Genomic DNA, 15,784 nt, shown 5'->3' with positions numbered 1-15,784 from the left:
TTTCTCATCCTCTTACCAAATAGTTAAGATCACACCTACACTTCTAACATTAGATTATTCTACTTATTGCCTCCATCGTCCTCTAGGATTTTTTGAAATGTACCCGCTAGCCTAATTTCTTATTAAGGAATAAATATATGTATCATGTGGCTTTCCATTTTGATACATATAATTCCTAAGAATCCCTTCTTTTTGAAATCCTACTTTGGAAAGCAATTGATTAGAAGCTTCATTTTCTGTAAAAACAACAGCTCCTATACGAGTAAGGCCTAATTCATCAAAACCATATTGGATTACTTTTAAGATTGATTCGGAAGTGAAACCCTTTCTCCACTGTTTTGGATGTATTTCGTATCCTATTTCTGCTCGTTTATGTTTTGGAGACCAAGAATTAAATCCAATTGTGCCGATTATTCCATGTGTTCCTTTTCTTTCAATTCCCCAACGAATTCCTTTTTTCTCTTTATAACTGTTTGCAAAGAATTCGACAAATGCTTCAGCTTGCTCTAGATTATTTAACGTTTCTTGACCATAATATCTCATAACATTTTCATTAGAAAAACAAGCGAATATGCCCTCTGCATCTTCCCTTGAAATTTCTCTTAATACTAATCTATCTGTTTCTAATCTTGGAAAAATTTTCATCTCTAGTATCCTCCCTGTAGTATGTTTCGACTGTGAATGTGTTAAATTGTTACTGCTTTTCCGCTTTTGAAATAATAATAACAATATTATACAGAATTTCTAAAATTTTAAAAAATAAAGTGTAAATAATTTTTTAAGCATGCTACATTCGAAATGTACCTATCAACAATGAAGGGAAGTATGTCTAAATGAAATGTAAAACTGAAACAATTCCAAACTATCGTGTAGCTTATGTACGAAGAGTTGGTCCATATGGGCCCGAAAACATAAAGGTGATGGAGAAATTAAAAAGGTGGGCTGGAGAAAATGAACTTCTTGAATCAGCAATCCTGTTCGGCATTCCACAAGACAACCCTGAAACCACGCAACCTGAAAACTGCAGATTTGACGCATGTATTGTGATCTCAGAAAACTATGAGATAGATGAAACAATTAGTGAAAATGAAATTTCAGGTGGAAAATACCTTGTTTACCAAGTCAATCATACAGCAGTAGCTATCCAAAAAGCATATGAAAATATTTTTTTAGCAATCCAAAACAATGAGTTTGAAATCGATAACAAACCCATTATGGAAAGATACATTGGTGATATAAATACTAATCCTTATTGTGAAATATGCGTCCCTGTAAAATCAAAATAGTCATTATGGCAAAATATTTTCTTCTATTCAAACTAAATAACTTATTTTGTGAGATAATATTAATATCTCTTACAAAGAAAGTTGGAACGTTGTGAAAAATAAACAAAATAAATATGAAGTCAATGAAAAAGTTCGTCTTAAGGCTACTAATGAAATTGTAACGATAAGCAATAGCAGTTACGTCGCAAATATGAAGCGATATTCTTATACGCTAAAAGAATACCCAAATACTTTTTACTTTGAAGAGGAATTGAATTCGATTTAAGAAATGGCATTCCTGCTAAAAGCTTATGATCTACTGCACATTTTCAACTATCATTTGATTATGTGTGTAGATCACCTTTTTGCTTTTAGAGATAATTCTCAATTATAATAAATATTCTTCGTTCAGCCTCTGATTAAAAATCTTCTGTTACTCTTTTTTATATTTTCTATACTTAGCTATTCCTAAATCATTCAAAAGATTGCTTTTCACTCCTATCCCTAAGTACACGAGCGCCCCAGTCACAATACTTACAATTGAAACGATACATGCATTGACATATGTACTATGACTCCCAAGAAGCCAATTTTCTGTTAATAATTTCACAGATATCACAGCTATTGACATGATCACAGAAAGGAAAATAATAGGCTTCAATGTTTTAAACAAAGTCCTGTAGTCAAAGCCAATGGTTTTCTGAATAAAATACACATTATACAAGACAGACAAGATTAAACCACAATAAGTAGCTATAACAGGTCCCACCTCTTTAAAAGTAGGAATTAAAATAATATTTAAAACTATTTTTACGATGATTCCAATCAATATTCCGATCATGACTTTCTTTTGTTTATTTAACCCCTGAATAATCGCTGTTGTAACAGTAAATAAAGCAAAAACGACAGATGCCATGGAATAAGCTTGCATAATCTCTCCACCTAGATAAGGACTATTTCTATTGCCAAAGATCATCAAAAATATAGGTTTGCTAAGAATAGTTAATCCTATTGCAGCAGGTAAAATAAAAAACATGAGAGTTTGCAATGTGCGGGTAATCTTATGTTGAACCTCACCGAACTTTCCGTTTGTAAAAGATGATGTTATACCGGGAATTAATGACATGCCGAAAGCTGTAGCTAATGATACTGGTACCATTATAAGAATTTGGGTTAAGCCAATAACTGAATTTATCTTCTCTGCTTCTAATAATGTATAGTCGATAAGTCGAAATAACTTGTTTATTGTGAATGTATCTATGTTCTGGTAAATAGGAATGGTTAAGCCGGTTACAACAAATGGTATCGAATAACCAATTAATTCTTTAAACATGGGTAATATTGCTATATTCTCGTTCATTGAGCTTTCTTCCATTTGTTTTTTTATTAATTTTTTCCGTGATAAGAGTATGACAATCAAGACAGCAAACCCTGCTACTCCACCAATAAAGGCTGCGAAGGTTGCTAATCCTACGGCATTTCTAATGGATTGATTCAGAATATGTATAGCTGTATATGCGCCAGCCAAAATAAAAATAATTCGGACAACCTGTTCTAGAACTGTACTAATAGCTGATGGTCCCATGGATTGACTTCCTTGAAAATAACCCCTAAGAATGCTCATTGGCGGGATGATCAATAATGCAAAACTGACCAGGCGAATCACATACTCAACATCTTCAACAGTATTCCCTGATAAGCTGTCAGGATCTGATAATACCCTGGCTAAGCTAGGAGCGAGTGAATAAAGGATGGTAAAAGAGATAATACCACTGACCGTCATAAGCAGCATTCCATACCTCAATAGAGTGAGTCCTGCTTTATAATTCCCCTGCTCATTACATTTAGAAACAAATTTGGATACCGCTAAGGGTAATCCTATTGTAGATATACTTAAAAAAATCGTATAAGGTTTATAAGCATACTGGTATAATGCATAACCATGTATCCCAACTAACGCAGTAAAGGGAATGATATAAATAAACCCTAACACCTTTGAAATAAGTGTTGCTGCAGTTAAGAAAAAAGTTCCTCTTAAAAATTTGTTTTCCACAAAAGCACCTCAAAACTTTGTCTATTATTCTGGAAATGTAACCTTATCTATATTAGCATGATTTTCCTTTGATTTAACATTCAAACAATATCTGTGTCTTTTTATACATAGTTTCATATCATATAACAATGTACTAACAAATGGAGATTAGTTCTAGAAATCCTTTTTTGACAAATTGATAAAAAGGAGAAATGAAAAGTGGCAGTTGTTCATTTTGTGGAAGAAAATACGGTTTTGTTGTGTCAGTTATTGAATCATGTTCCTTCTGAGGACGATGCGGTAAAAATTAAAGGGCGTAAAGGGAAGGTTTTAAGCGTAAAGACTATTGAAGATCTTGTTCAAGTAAATGTGGTTCTTGAGAAAAAAGTTAAGAATCAGCCATTAGGTAATGATAAAAAGAAAAAACGGTAAAGGTAAAATGCGGTGACAACATATGTCCCGCATTTTTTAGAGAAATTGTTCTGCCAATAACCTATATGTTTGCAACTTTTCTTGAAAGTCATAGGTATTATTGATGATCATAAACTCTTCGGTCTTATAGTAATCACGTAATCGAATGATTTCCTCTCGAACTTTCTTAGGTGTACCTATTACCATTCTTCTCCTATTTTCCACGATTCTTTCTTTATCCTTTTTAGTTAGTTTGACATTCTTCGCTTCGTGAACAGGCAGAATATGTGTATCTAACCCTTTTTCTACGGATAATAACCAAATATCCTGACTTATGGCGATCTCCTCTGCCCTTTCCTGTGTAGGTGCACATATAACAAAGATACATACATTGGTCTTTGGAGTTTTTAGAGAAATTGACGGCTGAAAATTCTCCCGATATGTTTCCATTGCTCTCAATCCATTTTCCGGGTTGATAAAATGTCCGAATGTAAATGCCGTACCTTTTTCTGCTGATAGTCTTGCTCCACGGTGTGTGACGCCTAAAATCCAAAGTTCAGGTAATCCATCACTAACAGGATAGGCTTTAACGTTATGATAAGGGTGAGAGTCAGGTATAGAGTCATCTAAGTATCCTTGTAGGTCTGATATTTGCCTCGGGAATTCATTCATACTTTTTCGTAAACTATCCGTTAATGCTAATCGGGTTGCAGGAGACCCTCCTGGTGAACGGCCAATCCCCAGATCAATACGGTTAGGGTAAAGAGTTTCTAGTAGCTTAAAATTCTCAGCAACTTTATATGGACTATATTGTGGAAGAAGTACTCCGCCAGAACCAATACGGATAGTACTCGTATTTGCAGCAATATGTGAGATTAAAATCTCTGGTGATGTCCCTGCAATTCCGCTTGTATTATGATGTTCTGCTACCCAAAACCGTGTATATCCCAGATCTTCAGAAAACTTTGCAAGTTCTAGAGTTTGATTAAAAGATATACTTGCTGTTTCCCCTTTTCTAATTACTGATTGGTCCAGAACACTTAGCTTAATGATATTCACCTCTTTCTTACTCTTTATTCTTTGATTAGTCTAATATAAGACATTCAGCTTCTCAATTTTCCAGCCTGAGAAATTATACTCTTTTCATTGTTCCTGAAACGAAAAAAGGACTATGCAACTTTGCATAGTACCCGATTTTTTATTAATTAAAGAACACCTTGTCTACATTGTATTTTGCTTGTAATGTATTGATGATATACGTTTCATATATTTCACGTTCCATCGGATCTTCCACTATAGAAACATCAATGCGAAAAACTTCATCTCGATGATTTTTTAACGGAGAAACGGTGTCTTCAAGATGTTTTTTTACACGTTGTCTTAGTTTTCTAGCTTTGCCGACAAATAACAGCTCATCCTGTCTGTTGTAAAACAAGATCACTCCGCCTTTATCTCTTGGGATTTCATGAAGATCAATAAATCCTTGAATTGATTTTATGACAGGTGTATTCTCTTGTACTGGCTGCTTTCTTTTAATAATCGATACATCACTTTTAGGTATTTCTATGTTAATCAAGTTTACACTTCCTTTATTAATAGTTCTAAGCTCATTTAACTATAGCGTTCCTTCTTCTTATACACAATCCTTTTTTAATTGAACATCTCTTCTGAATTATGCAATAATAAAAGGGAAAAGTAAAATAGGTGTACATATTAGGAGGAGTAGCAGTGGTTGAACATATAGTGATATTTAAATTTAACGAGACAACGTCTGTTGAGCAACAAACAGAAGCGATTGAAAAGCTGAAAAATTTAAAAAATGAAATCTCCGGAATTGTCGATATTCAAGCGGGTTTAAACTTTTCAGATAGGAGCCAGGGATTCCAAGTAGGTCTTACAGTACGATTTGAAGATAAGCAGGCTCTTGAAGCATATGGTCCACATGAAAAACACCAGGAAGCTGTTTCTTACTTAAAAGAGATCGGTCTTTCTGATATTGTTGTTGTAGATTTTGAAATATAAGTGAAAAAGGGATGATCAACATATAACTTGATCATCCTTTTTTTATTTTACCAAGATGTCATTAATGAAAAGGCCTGTTTTCCTATCAAAAAAGCTCCAATTGCATAGGCTTCTCCCCGATCTTGAAGTTTTTCCATCGTGGATTGCTCTTCATTGATTGTAAAGTTATAAGATTGATAGGTTGGTTGTTCCCAAAAAGCTGTATTTAAAAATGTTGCTGTTTCATCTAATGCTTGTTTTCCTCTATGCATAACCTCATATAATGAAACAAACCCGTGCATGACACCATTATACCGAGTCGCCGTAACTGGAATATTATAGTCAGCTAAACGTTTTCCATACGCTTCTCCCTCATCGCGAAGTGGATCAAACTCAGCTGTTATGATGAACGCTGGAGGAAGGTTGTTAAGGTTGGCATCAAGTGGTGATGTATAGGGATTTGACCACATTTTTTCATCAGGGGTATAATTTTCTCTAGCTTTTTCCATAACACTTCTTGATATAAAATAATAGCCGCTATCATATGTTTGACGTGAAGGAAATGAAACATCTTGAAACGTAGTTAACGGATATAATAATGCTTGAGCGGTAATCTTTGGTCCGTTTCTATCCCGGGCCATCATCGTGACGACTGTCGCTAAATTTCCTCCGGCACTATCTCCCACTACAGCTAGTTTAGAAGAATCTCCATCAATTAGATCAGCATGTTTCTTTGCCCAGGCCAGTGCTTCATAGCTATCCTCGGTTGCAGTTGGAAAAGGATATGTAGGTGCTAAGCGATATCCGACAGAAATAACAACACTATTTGTTTTAGAGGCAAGTGCCCGGACGATATTATCATGTGTTTGAATGTTTCCATAGCCTTCTAAAAAAGCTCCGCCATGATAATATAAAATGATAGGATGTGGACCTTCTGCTTTAGGTTGATAGATTCTGACCGGTATTTTTGCCCCATCTGACATTGGAATGGTCATATCTTTACGGTCAAAACGGGATTCACCAGAACCTGTAAAGATTTTAGGGACCTTCATACCGGATGTTACAATTCGTTGATCGACTGCATGTAATAAAACACCGGTTTTTACAGGAACCTTCCCTGCTTCTGTGTGACTCCAATATTCTACCGTTATAATAACACCAATGACACATAAAAGGATAATAGTCATAATTGAGAGAACAAATCTCTTTAGTTGTTTTAACATAATGTTGCAGTAAGTCGCTTCCCTCCTTCTTTAGAAAAACTATGTTCATCTATTATTCTAGTATAATAGATGGCAGACAGGAATAAATACGCCAATTTTAGGAAGCATAGGGAAAAGCCTTCAATCTTTGATTGAAGGCTTATTGCATTAAAATTTCTCTGATATCTTCTTCTGTAAGTGTTGAAGACATCTCGCTGTTGGATTCAATGATTTCTTCGACCAGATTTCTCTTCTTATCTTGGAGCTCATTCATCTTTTCTTCTATCGTACCTTTTGAAATAAGTTTTAACACGGTTACAGAGTTTTTCTGGCCAATACGATGGGCACGATCGGCTGCTTGCTCTTCTACTGCAGGGTTCCACCATGTATCATACAAGATAACGGTGTCCGCACCCATTAAGTTCAGGCCGGTTCCTCCTGCTTTTAATGAAATGAGAAAGTAATCTCTTTCCCCTGCATTGTATCGTTGGCAAATTTCTACCCGCTCCTCGGAGGGTGTTTGTCCATCAAGATAAAAGTATGAAAGTCCTCTTAATGTGAGCTCTTTTCCTATAAGCTCTAACATTTTTGTAAACTGAGAAAAAATGAGCACCCTTTTTCCGGCATGTTTTGCTTCCTCAATGAGGTGAAAGAGCTGTTCAAATTTTGCTGAGCTGCCCTTATATCCGTCTACAAAGAGTTTTGGATGACAGCAAATTTGTCGTAATCGTGTGATCCCTGCTAAAATTCGAATTCGGTTTTTTCGAATTGTATCTTTATCTAAATGTTTAAGTGTGTCATGTCTAAGCTTTGCCAAATATGCTGCATACAGCTTCTTCTGTTCCTGAAGCAACTCGACAGTATCTGTTTCTTCGTATTTTTTCGGAAATTCGTGTAAAACTTCTTCTTTTATTCGTCTTAATAAAAATGGCCGAATTCTGCGTGATATCGTCTTATTTGTTAGCTGACTGTATTCCTTTAATCCTAAAAACAGCTGTGGAAACACAACATGAAAAATTGCCCAAAGCTCTTCTGCTGAATTTTCAACTGGAGTACCTGTAAGAGCAAAACGGTTGATTGCTTTTATTTTTTTTACAGCCCGTGCTGTTTGGGTCAGAGGGTTTTTAAATGATTGTGCTTCATCATAAAATACGGAATGAAAATCTTGTTTCTCATACCACTTAATGTCCTTACGTAATAAAGGATACGACGTAATGACAACATCTATATTTGTTAAATCCTTTTGTAGGGATTCCCGTTCTGCTCTACTGCCATCTAACACGATAGCCTGTACCTCCGGCGCAAAAGTTAGAAGTTCACTTAGCCAATTATAGGTGAGTGATGATGGGCATACAATGAGAACAGGATTTTTTGTCTCACGAATAGATGAAAGCTCTGACACAATAAACGCGATGCTCTGGACAGTTTTCCCTAATCCCATGTCATCGGCTAATATTCCTCCAAATCCATAATGGGCAAGGGTTTTCATCCATTTGTATCCTGTTTTTTGATAGTCCTTAAGAATTGACTCCAAACTCTCAGGTATTTGAAATTCAAGGCTTCCAGGTTCCCGCACTGTTTGAAGAAACTCTCTAAAAGAGGCTTCTAATTGAAATGATTCACTGCTGTCAACATAATCAAGAAGTTGAATACATTGCTCGAAAGGTATATCCAATCCATCAGATAAACGTTGATTTTGGAGAAAAGGAGATTGGAGAAACCGTTGTATTTCCTGAAACTCTCTTGATTCTAAAGAAAGCAATGAGCCGTTTTTTAATCGATAATATTTCCTTTTCTCTTCAAGGGCTTCCAATATTTCCTTTATTTGTTTATCTACAAATCCTTCTATTTCAAACTTGAATTCTAACCAATTTATCCGTTCCTTTTTCATTTTAATACGTATTTGCGGTTTCACATTTTCCTTAAAGAGACGAGAGCGTACCGCTGTTGTAGCATAGATTTGTGTAAGCTTCTGAAGCTTAGGCACAAGATAGTGTAAAAATTCATATTCTAGTTCTTCATTTTGTAGATAGTAGCCTTCTTCGGTTTGAGAAAACATAGCCTCTTCCATCAACCTTAAAATTTCATTTTCTTTTTCCAGATCTCTCATGAGCAATGTATTCGTTGGTGGCTCACGAGTTTCAAGAGGATTAAGAATGATATGATCATATTGAAATTCCAGGCTTGCCAATAACCGATTTTTAATTCGATCTAAATACAGTTTTGCGACTAATGGTGTTTTTATCATCAAATTTATCATTTCGGTTGTAAATGATACGTTTCCAAGTCTACGGAGTCCTGGTACCACCTTTTCAAGAAAAGTCGCTATTTGATTTTGAGGAATCATGAGTCGATTAGTCCCGGAGGATTTGAGCATCTGTTGCATCTCAAATAATCGAATTGAATCTTCGTTCTCTAGAAAAGTAACCGTATTTTCATATAAAATACATTGATATGGTTGTAGGACTACCATTTTTTCCAAACCGTTAATCAATAGTTCATAGCCGTTATGGTGAGTCTTATCCAAACTAAAATTAATAGGGAGCAAATCCTTTGATTGAATGATCCTTAGATAACGTTTTTTCTCATTTTCTAACTTCACGAGTGGTGCTTGTAAGAGCAAAGGAAATAGCTTTCCAAATGAAGTCGGTGGAATTAGTATAAGTTTGGATTGTGTTAACCTATGTTCATTATAAATTTTCTCGTCATGAACAACTTGAATTAGTTGTTGTAAAATCACATCATCTTCTTTCAGAAAGCAATGCTTATCATGATAAAAAGTAAAAGAAGAAAGCTGGATAGCGTCTCCTTTCTTTAATTTTTCTAAGAATCTACGGATATGTTGAATTTTTTGGTTATGAATACTTATCTCTATTCCAAGTAAATAATGCCCGTCTTCTCCTTTAATGGGCTTACAAACAAATTCTGTTTCCAACACTTCACGATTTTCAAAGTGATCTTGATGTCTGCTTGCTCGGAATTGAGAACCATTAAATAAGCCAAACAATCCTTCTGTCAATTGTTCGGTTGACGATTCAGAATCTTCTAGCATTGTTCCTTTCCTTTGCTGCTCATAGATTGATAACAAAACAGCCGCAATATGCTGACAATCTTTATCAAAAGATGCTAGCTTTGGGCAAGTACACTCTGCTTTAAATTCTCCTTTTCCCTCATGTTTAATTGTAACGTAAAAGTCTTCTGTCCCAGTGACTGTTGCATTATATTGATGGTCTTGATAAGAGTCAAAGACTACTTTATTTGCATGATAAAAAGCACTTCCCCGTTTAAAGGATGTTATGCCACACACTTCTTTTATGATTTGATGGTTTAGTTTAATATTCAATGTCTGGCCTCCTTTGAAGCGGATTAACTATTTTAAGATAAATGTCAGTATACAGTTTACCATGAATTTATTCATGATAGGTAATGGGAATATACCAAGAACATTTCCTGGGCAAGCGCAAAATATGCTACTTTTCTTCTTGATTCGTTGTAATTCTTCCTCATTTTCCACAAAAGGAGGGAATGGTGACGTCATTGGAGAATATAAGAAAAGAATTTATAAGAATAAGGATGATGAATTTGTCAGTAAACTTTTGTATGAAATGTGGTTCGCAAATGGGTTTGCGAGTAATCGATGGTGTAGAAAGAAAAGCATGCTCAGGTTGTGAGTTTGTATATTGGGGAGATTATAGTATCGGTGTAGGAGGGTTAGTAATTAGAGAAAACAAAATTCTCCTTGTGAAACGTGCTCATGATCCTGGTAAAGGATATTGGACTAATCCTGGCGGATATATTGAACAATTTGAAAATATTGAAGAAACGATTCAAAGAGAGGTCAAAGAAGAAGCTGGTATTACAGCAAAAGTAAATAGGATTGTTGCACTTCGTGACCTCCCACGCCAAATTCATAATGTTTATATTGCTTTTACAATGGATTATATAAATGGTGATCCGGTTCCTGATGGAATTGAGTCAGATGAAGCAGGTTTTTACAGTCTAGAAGAAATTGAACAAATGAATGTTGCTCCATTTACGAGGTGGCTAGTAAAAATAGCTTTTGAAAGTGCTGATAATGGGCTACAAAAAGATGAAATAACTGTACTGAAAGACTCTTTACTTTTTTCAATATAAAGATAAGCCTCAACAAGGGGTAACATCATCTTGTTGAGGTTATTCGTTTATCTTCTTCTTCACTTCATCCCGAATGAGTTCAATCAATTCATCTGAAAGATTTGTCGGGAGTGAGGTATTGTTTTCAAATACCCATTTATTTAAAATTTCGAGATCTGATTTTTTAAACGTGATACTATAATCTTTATTTTTATGAGTGAATTCAGTTGTCACAGTTTCTTCTCCATATAATCCATCATCTACGATCATATGTGTAATATCATAACCCTTCATTATGCCATCTCCTCATCTATACACTCTTCTCTACTATAGAATGAGCGATAAAAGATGGATTATACATGTTACATGAATGCTTCTGCAATTAACTGATAAGATGTGAGACGATCTTCAGGCGAATGTGTGATTGTGACAAGCATGATTTCATTTGCTTGATAAGAAGCTTGAATATCGATTAACTTCTGTTTTACCTCTAACGGGTTACCAATGATCATTTTTTGTTTTATCTTTTCAATTTTTTGCTGTTCTTCTTCGGAATAAGGATATTCTATTGCCTCTTGAATAGAAGGAACACCTTTTGTTCCTTCTCCTTTCTCTTTTTGAATAGACCATAATAGAGAACTTAACGCAATTTCTTCCGCTTTCTCATTCGTTTCTGCACAAATCACTGAAACCGTCAGAATTACGTTGGGTTGGTTTTCTATTCGTTTTGGTTTGAAATGATCAAGATATTGTTTAATAATATCTTTACCGTCATTATCACTCATAAACTGCCCAAATGCATAGCTTAATCCTGTTTTTGCAGCTAATAGGGCACTTTTTTTACTTGTCCCCAGGAGCCAAGGTTCTGGAGCTTTGTCAGGAAGTGGAGCTGCTTGAACTTTGGCATATTCATGATCTGATGGAAAGTCGTTATAAATAAAATGAAGTAACTCCATTATAGATTTTGGTAAATCCCACACTTGTTGGAGAAACTGGTCTGATAACGCATTTGTTGCTTCTGCTGAACCCCCCGGTGCACGGCCGATCCCTATATCAATTCGATCAGGGAATAAAGTAGCTATCATGTTATATGTTTCTGCTACCTTATAAGGTCTGTAATATGGTAATAAAACAGCTCCCGAACCAATGCGAATTGTTTCTGTATTTGCTCCAATATAAGCTAACATTACTTCAGGTGATGAGCATGCCAATCCTGCTAAATCATGATGTTCAGCAATCCAAAAACGAGTATACCCTAGACGCTCACCTGCTTGGGCTAATTGTAATGATTCCAGTAACGCGTCACGAGGTGTCTGGTTTGAAGATATAGGTGCCTGATCTAATATACTTAACCTCATTTTATCGCCTCTCTATTTTAACTGTTCAATGATTTGTAAAGAAAATGTTGATACTTGGTTTTCTTTATATAAATTTGTCAAGGAAGTGGAATAGTTATTTATAACCCCATGAAAAGTAATATTTCTTTCAGGTATTTTTACATGAAACGTATTTCTGTATAATAAAGTCGTGATGTCATGATAATCGTCACTAGTAACAAGGAATTCTACTGATATTTGAATAAGATTATTAACTGATTTTTCTTCGTACTTGGTTATAGATATAGGTGTATCATTTAAATAGACTTCAGTTACCATAAAGTAAGCCTCCTATTGTTCATTATATGTATATACGATCATATAATAATTTTCTTCTTATGAAAAATAAATTGACTTAAGGTGATGGATCATATCTTTAAACCATCCCGGAAAAAAGACTATATAAAAAAGGATGAACCTGATTATGTTCATCCTTTTCACTATTTTTATTCATGATATAACTGAAGCTTGTTAGAACATGCTAGGATCATTTAGATACGAATCAAGTAACTGAATAAATTCCTGATTATCATAATCATTTGCATAGTCCATTGCTGACAAGCCATCAGTATCTTGTAATGTTGGATCAGCCCCAGATTCGAGCAGTAATTTTCCTGATTCAAGATCACCCGCAACAACGGCTGACATTAACGGTGTCCATCCGTAATCATCCTGATGATTCGGATTTGCCCCATATTCAAGAAGCATTGGAACAATATCCAGTTTCTCATTCATAATGGCAACCATTAGTGCACTTTCGCCAAATTCATTAATCGTATTAGGATCTGACCCATCCTCTAATAATTGTTCAACTGTTTCCGGATCATTATCAACAATTGATTGCATTAAAGGTTCGTCTTCATAATTATATTCTTCTTCGTAGCTATATGGATCTGCAAATCCACTTAAGAAATCAAGCTTGGAGATTACGAATGCAGTTCCTACGGTTAACCCTATAAATAACCCAGGCAACAGGAAGAAAACCAGGACAATGATAAAGACAACTTGTTTTGTTTTACTTACTAATGTTACTGTTGGTTGGTTATCAGCATTCATAAATGTTTCAATTTCATGTATTCTTTTTGGAATTGGCGGATGAGTTGACACTAACTCTGTTAGTGTTGCAAAAAATCCTTTTTTCTCATTATATTGCTCTAAAAAATCATTCAAGTTGACTTTGTTATATAATCGTCTTCCTGCTGCTAAAATTAATAATCCATTGATTGCATTTTGAGGTTTTTCTGTATAAAAAGCAGCCATTCGATCACAGGTATATTCAGCCATTCGCAGATAACTAGTCCCCAAGAATGGAATCCACATAGCTAACGATACAAAGATACTTTTTGTAATATGATTTCGTTTTAAATGGGCAAGTTCGTGTGCAATAATATAATCAATATCAAAATCTGGGGATTCATCGGCGATATCAACAAAATCAGAATATAAAACAACCATATTTTTTCCCGAGATAGCAAGTACTTTTGTCGCAAACGCATTTAATAAACCACCAGATTCAAGAATATAAACCTCTGGAATATTTTTTAATTCCATTTTCGTTGAAAGGTGTACAACTTTTTCATATAAATCCGGAAACTGTGTTTCACGAAGTCTAACACCATTTAACTGAATATGTGACATTGAAATAACGTGTGAAAAAAGGGAAAGAAGAGCAAACGCTAAAAAAATAAAAACACCAACAATAGATATTAGTAAATATAAAGCAGCTAAACATGTTGTGATCACACAGATAATAAAAAGGGTTTCCTCATGCTTATGTACTAATTGATTTTCTTTCATGTAAATAATGACTCCTTTATAACAATAATTTCTGTGAATTTTCTCTAAAAAAGATACACATAAAAAAATATAAGTCATGTGTATCTTGAGGTATGTTTATTTCTCTGGTCCCACCCATTTATTTTTAGAGATTAAGTTTTGTAAATCCTTTCTCTTTTCCCATTTTGCCGATTCTAAGATGGGTGCCTTTGGATAAACATCTGTATAACCCAATGAAATGAGAGCAACCGGATCGATATGTGGAGGTATTTCTAAAATTTCGCGGATATCTGCTTTTTTATAAAAACTAACCCAGCCCATCGCTATGCCTTCTACACATGAAGCTAACCACATATTTTGAATAGCACAAGCTGTTGACATCATATCAGTTTCCGGAATTGAATTTCTCCCAAGCACATGGGCTCCTCCTCTAGTTGGATCACATGTAATACAGATCGTAATCGGAGCTTCCTTAATTCCTTCAATCTTTAATTTAAGAAATGCTGATGCCCTTTCGTCCCCTTCATAATGAATAGCAAGAGCTCTTCGTTCTTTATCAGCAGCCCATGCAAGCTTTTCTTTCAATTCGTTGGAATCAATTAAAATAAAATTCCAAGGCTGCATAAATCCTACTGATGGTGCTTGATGTGCTGCTTTCAATATTCGATCTACAGCATCGGCAGGTACCGGTTTATTATTAAAACTCCGCACATCTCTTCTTGTTGCAATCACTTTGTATAATGCATCTTTCTCTTCTTGGGAAAACATGTTTATTACACCTCAAATCAGATGAATTTAAGACTATCAAACTATGTCACTCTTAATCTAGTATACGTGCGTATATACAAAAGTAGACAAAATGAAAAAATGAAAATCCGCCCAGTATAACTGAGCGGGGAATTTTTTTAATTACAGAGAAATTTAACTCAATAGATATCATCATATAAGAATAGATAGGAAATATCAACATAATTTTGGATAATTTTACAAAAAAATATAAAGAGTCTACTCTTCCCCTTTTTCATCATAAGCAATTAATACAATGTTCTCATTTGTTTCATTGCGAAGTTCGGTTTCTAGTGTGAGAATTTTTTGTAGTTGATCAGAATCTAAATGTGCAACTGGAAATTTTTCAAACATATCCATCGACCGTTTTCCTCCTTTATAACATTACGTAATTAATGCCTTTACATATAAGTTTCCCTTTCATGATAGGGTTATACAGAGCTCTGAAAGCAGAATGATATTATTTAGCATTTTGGGCAAATTAAAATTGAGCATCTGATATCAGTGCTTAAAGTTCCTAATCCATTCAAAGGGGTGTTGTACAATGGCAAGAAATAAATTGGTCGTGCCAGGTGCAGAAAATGCTCTGAATTCCATGAAAGAGGAAATCGCGAATGAATTTGGGGTACAACTTGGAGCTGATACAACCGCTCGTGCAAATGGTTCGGTTGGTGGTGAAATGACAAAGCGTTTAGTCGCTATGGCTGAAAATCAACTTCGAAACCAATAATGTGATGTACCTTTAAGGGGACCTGGAATCATCTGGGTCCCTTTTCCCTATATTTTAAAAAATAACCAGCTTCATTATTAATAAGTATTATA

At 34.9% G+C, this 15,784-nt stretch carries 17 protein-coding genes; 5 read left to right on the top strand and 12 right to left on the bottom strand.

All coding sequences use genetic code 11. The features are described from left to right. Window positions 1–111: 111 nt before the first annotated feature. The gene (locus BK577_RS16915; RefSeq protein ID WP_078435299.1) at window positions 112–639 is read right to left on the bottom strand and encodes a GNAT family N-acetyltransferase; all 528 of its coding nucleotides are present in this window, start codon (window positions 637–639) and stop codon (window positions 112–114) included. A 194-nt stretch (window positions 640–833) separates the two neighbouring features. Here BK577_RS16915 and BK577_RS16910 point away from each other — a divergent pair, with 194 nt between their 5' ends. After that, entirely contained in the window at window positions 834–1,286 is a 453-nt protein-coding gene (locus tag BK577_RS16910) for an AraC family transcriptional regulator (RefSeq protein ID WP_078434033.1), read from the top strand. Between the two features lie 412 nt (window positions 1,287–1,698). Here the strand turns inward: BK577_RS16910 and BK577_RS16905 are convergent, their stop codons facing one another. Then, entirely contained in the window at window positions 1,699–3,318 is a 1,620-nt protein-coding gene (locus BK577_RS16905; RefSeq protein WP_078434032.1) for a putative polysaccharide biosynthesis protein, read from the bottom strand. Between the two features lie 198 nt (window positions 3,319–3,516). On the opposite strand from BK577_RS16905, the gene BK577_RS16900 reads away from it, so the two are divergent. Continuing rightward, a complete protein-coding gene (locus BK577_RS16900) occupies window positions 3,517–3,729 on the top strand; it encodes a hypothetical protein (protein WP_078434031.1) in 213 nt (70 codons plus the stop codon). A gap of 36 nt (window positions 3,730–3,765) precedes the next feature. On the opposite strand, the gene BK577_RS16895 is transcribed toward BK577_RS16900, so the two are convergent. Together BK577_RS16895 and BK577_RS16890 are read right to left on the bottom strand one after the other, a co-directional pair. Beyond that, on the bottom strand, window positions 3,766–4,761 hold the full coding sequence (locus tag BK577_RS16895) for an LLM class flavin-dependent oxidoreductase (protein WP_180321238.1): 996 nt from the start codon (window positions 4,759–4,761) through the stop codon (window positions 3,766–3,768). 148 nt (window positions 4,762–4,909) lie between these two features. Further along, complete coding sequence (locus BK577_RS16890) at window positions 4,910–5,284, bottom strand: nucleotide excision repair endonuclease (RefSeq protein WP_078434030.1); 375 nt, start codon at window positions 5,282–5,284, stop codon at window positions 4,910–4,912. Window positions 5,285–5,436: 152 nt separating this feature from the next. On the opposite strand from BK577_RS16890, the gene BK577_RS16885 reads away from it, so the two are divergent. Next, the gene (locus BK577_RS16885; RefSeq protein ID WP_078434029.1) at window positions 5,437–5,730 is read left to right on the top strand and encodes a Dabb family protein; all 294 of its coding nucleotides are present in this window, start codon (window positions 5,437–5,439) and stop codon (window positions 5,728–5,730) included. Between the two features lie 47 nt (window positions 5,731–5,777). Here BK577_RS16885 and BK577_RS16880 read toward each other — a convergent pair whose 3' ends face one another. Both BK577_RS16880 and BK577_RS16875 read right to left on the bottom strand, forming a co-directional pair. Beyond that, window positions 5,778–6,896: an alpha/beta hydrolase gene (locus BK577_RS16880; RefSeq protein WP_245823535.1), complete on the bottom strand. Its 1,119-nt coding sequence runs from the start codon at window positions 6,894–6,896 to the stop codon at window positions 5,778–5,780. 175 nt (window positions 6,897–7,071) lie between these two features. Further along, window positions 7,072–10,254 carry a DEAD/DEAH box helicase gene (locus BK577_RS16875; RefSeq protein ID WP_078434027.1) on the bottom strand — a complete coding sequence of 1,061 codons (3,183 nt, stop codon included), beginning with the start codon at window positions 10,252–10,254 and terminating at the stop codon, window positions 7,072–7,074. Window positions 10,255–10,529: 275 nt separating this feature from the next. Between BK577_RS16875 and BK577_RS16870 the strand changes: the two genes are divergently transcribed. Then, window positions 10,530–11,045, top strand: a complete 516-nt coding sequence (locus tag BK577_RS16870) for an NUDIX domain-containing protein (RefSeq protein WP_245823534.1) — start codon at window positions 10,530–10,532, stop codon at window positions 11,043–11,045. A 39-nt stretch (window positions 11,046–11,084) separates the two neighbouring features. Here the strand turns inward: BK577_RS16870 and BK577_RS16865 are convergent, their stop codons facing one another. The 6 genes from BK577_RS16865 to BK577_RS26080 all read right to left on the bottom strand — a co-directional run bounded on the left by BK577_RS16865 (window position 11,085) and on the right by BK577_RS26080 (window position 15,322). Then, complete coding sequence (locus tag BK577_RS16865) at window positions 11,085–11,318, bottom strand: hypothetical protein (protein ID WP_078434026.1); 234 nt, start codon at window positions 11,316–11,318, stop codon at window positions 11,085–11,087. 68 nt (window positions 11,319–11,386) lie between these two features. Beyond that, complete coding sequence (locus BK577_RS16860; RefSeq protein ID WP_078434025.1) at window positions 11,387–12,382, bottom strand: LLM class flavin-dependent oxidoreductase; 996 nt, start codon at window positions 12,380–12,382, stop codon at window positions 11,387–11,389. A 12-nt stretch (window positions 12,383–12,394) separates the two neighbouring features. Next, a complete protein-coding gene (locus BK577_RS16855) occupies window positions 12,395–12,679 on the bottom strand; it encodes a DUF3219 family protein (RefSeq protein WP_078434024.1) in 285 nt (94 codons plus the stop codon). 192 nt (window positions 12,680–12,871) lie between these two features. Further along, entirely contained in the window at window positions 12,872–14,197 is a 1,326-nt protein-coding gene (locus BK577_RS16850; RefSeq protein ID WP_169908342.1) for a M48 family metallopeptidase, read from the bottom strand. A 96-nt stretch (window positions 14,198–14,293) separates the two neighbouring features. After that, window positions 14,294–14,944, bottom strand: a complete 651-nt coding sequence (gene bluB, locus BK577_RS16845; protein WP_078434022.1) for a 5,6-dimethylbenzimidazole synthase — start codon at window positions 14,942–14,944, stop codon at window positions 14,294–14,296. 237 nt (window positions 14,945–15,181) lie between these two features. Beyond that, complete coding sequence (locus tag BK577_RS26080) at window positions 15,182–15,322, bottom strand: hypothetical protein (RefSeq protein ID WP_169908340.1); 141 nt, start codon at window positions 15,320–15,322, stop codon at window positions 15,182–15,184. 184 nt (window positions 15,323–15,506) lie between these two features. Here BK577_RS26080 and BK577_RS16840 point away from each other — a divergent pair, with 184 nt between their 5' ends. Continuing rightward, a complete protein-coding gene (locus BK577_RS16840; protein WP_026562562.1) occupies window positions 15,507–15,692 on the top strand; it encodes an alpha/beta-type small acid-soluble spore protein in 186 nt (61 codons plus the stop codon). The last annotated feature ends 92 nt before the right edge of the window (window positions 15,693–15,784 follow it).

Source organism: Metabacillus halosaccharovorans (assembly GCF_002019635.1).
Taxonomy (GTDB): domain Bacteria; phylum Bacillota; class Bacilli; order Bacillales; family Bacillaceae; genus Metabacillus; species Metabacillus halosaccharovorans.
Note: the sequence above shows the minus strand (reverse complement) of the source record. Positions and strands in the feature narration are given on the sequence as shown.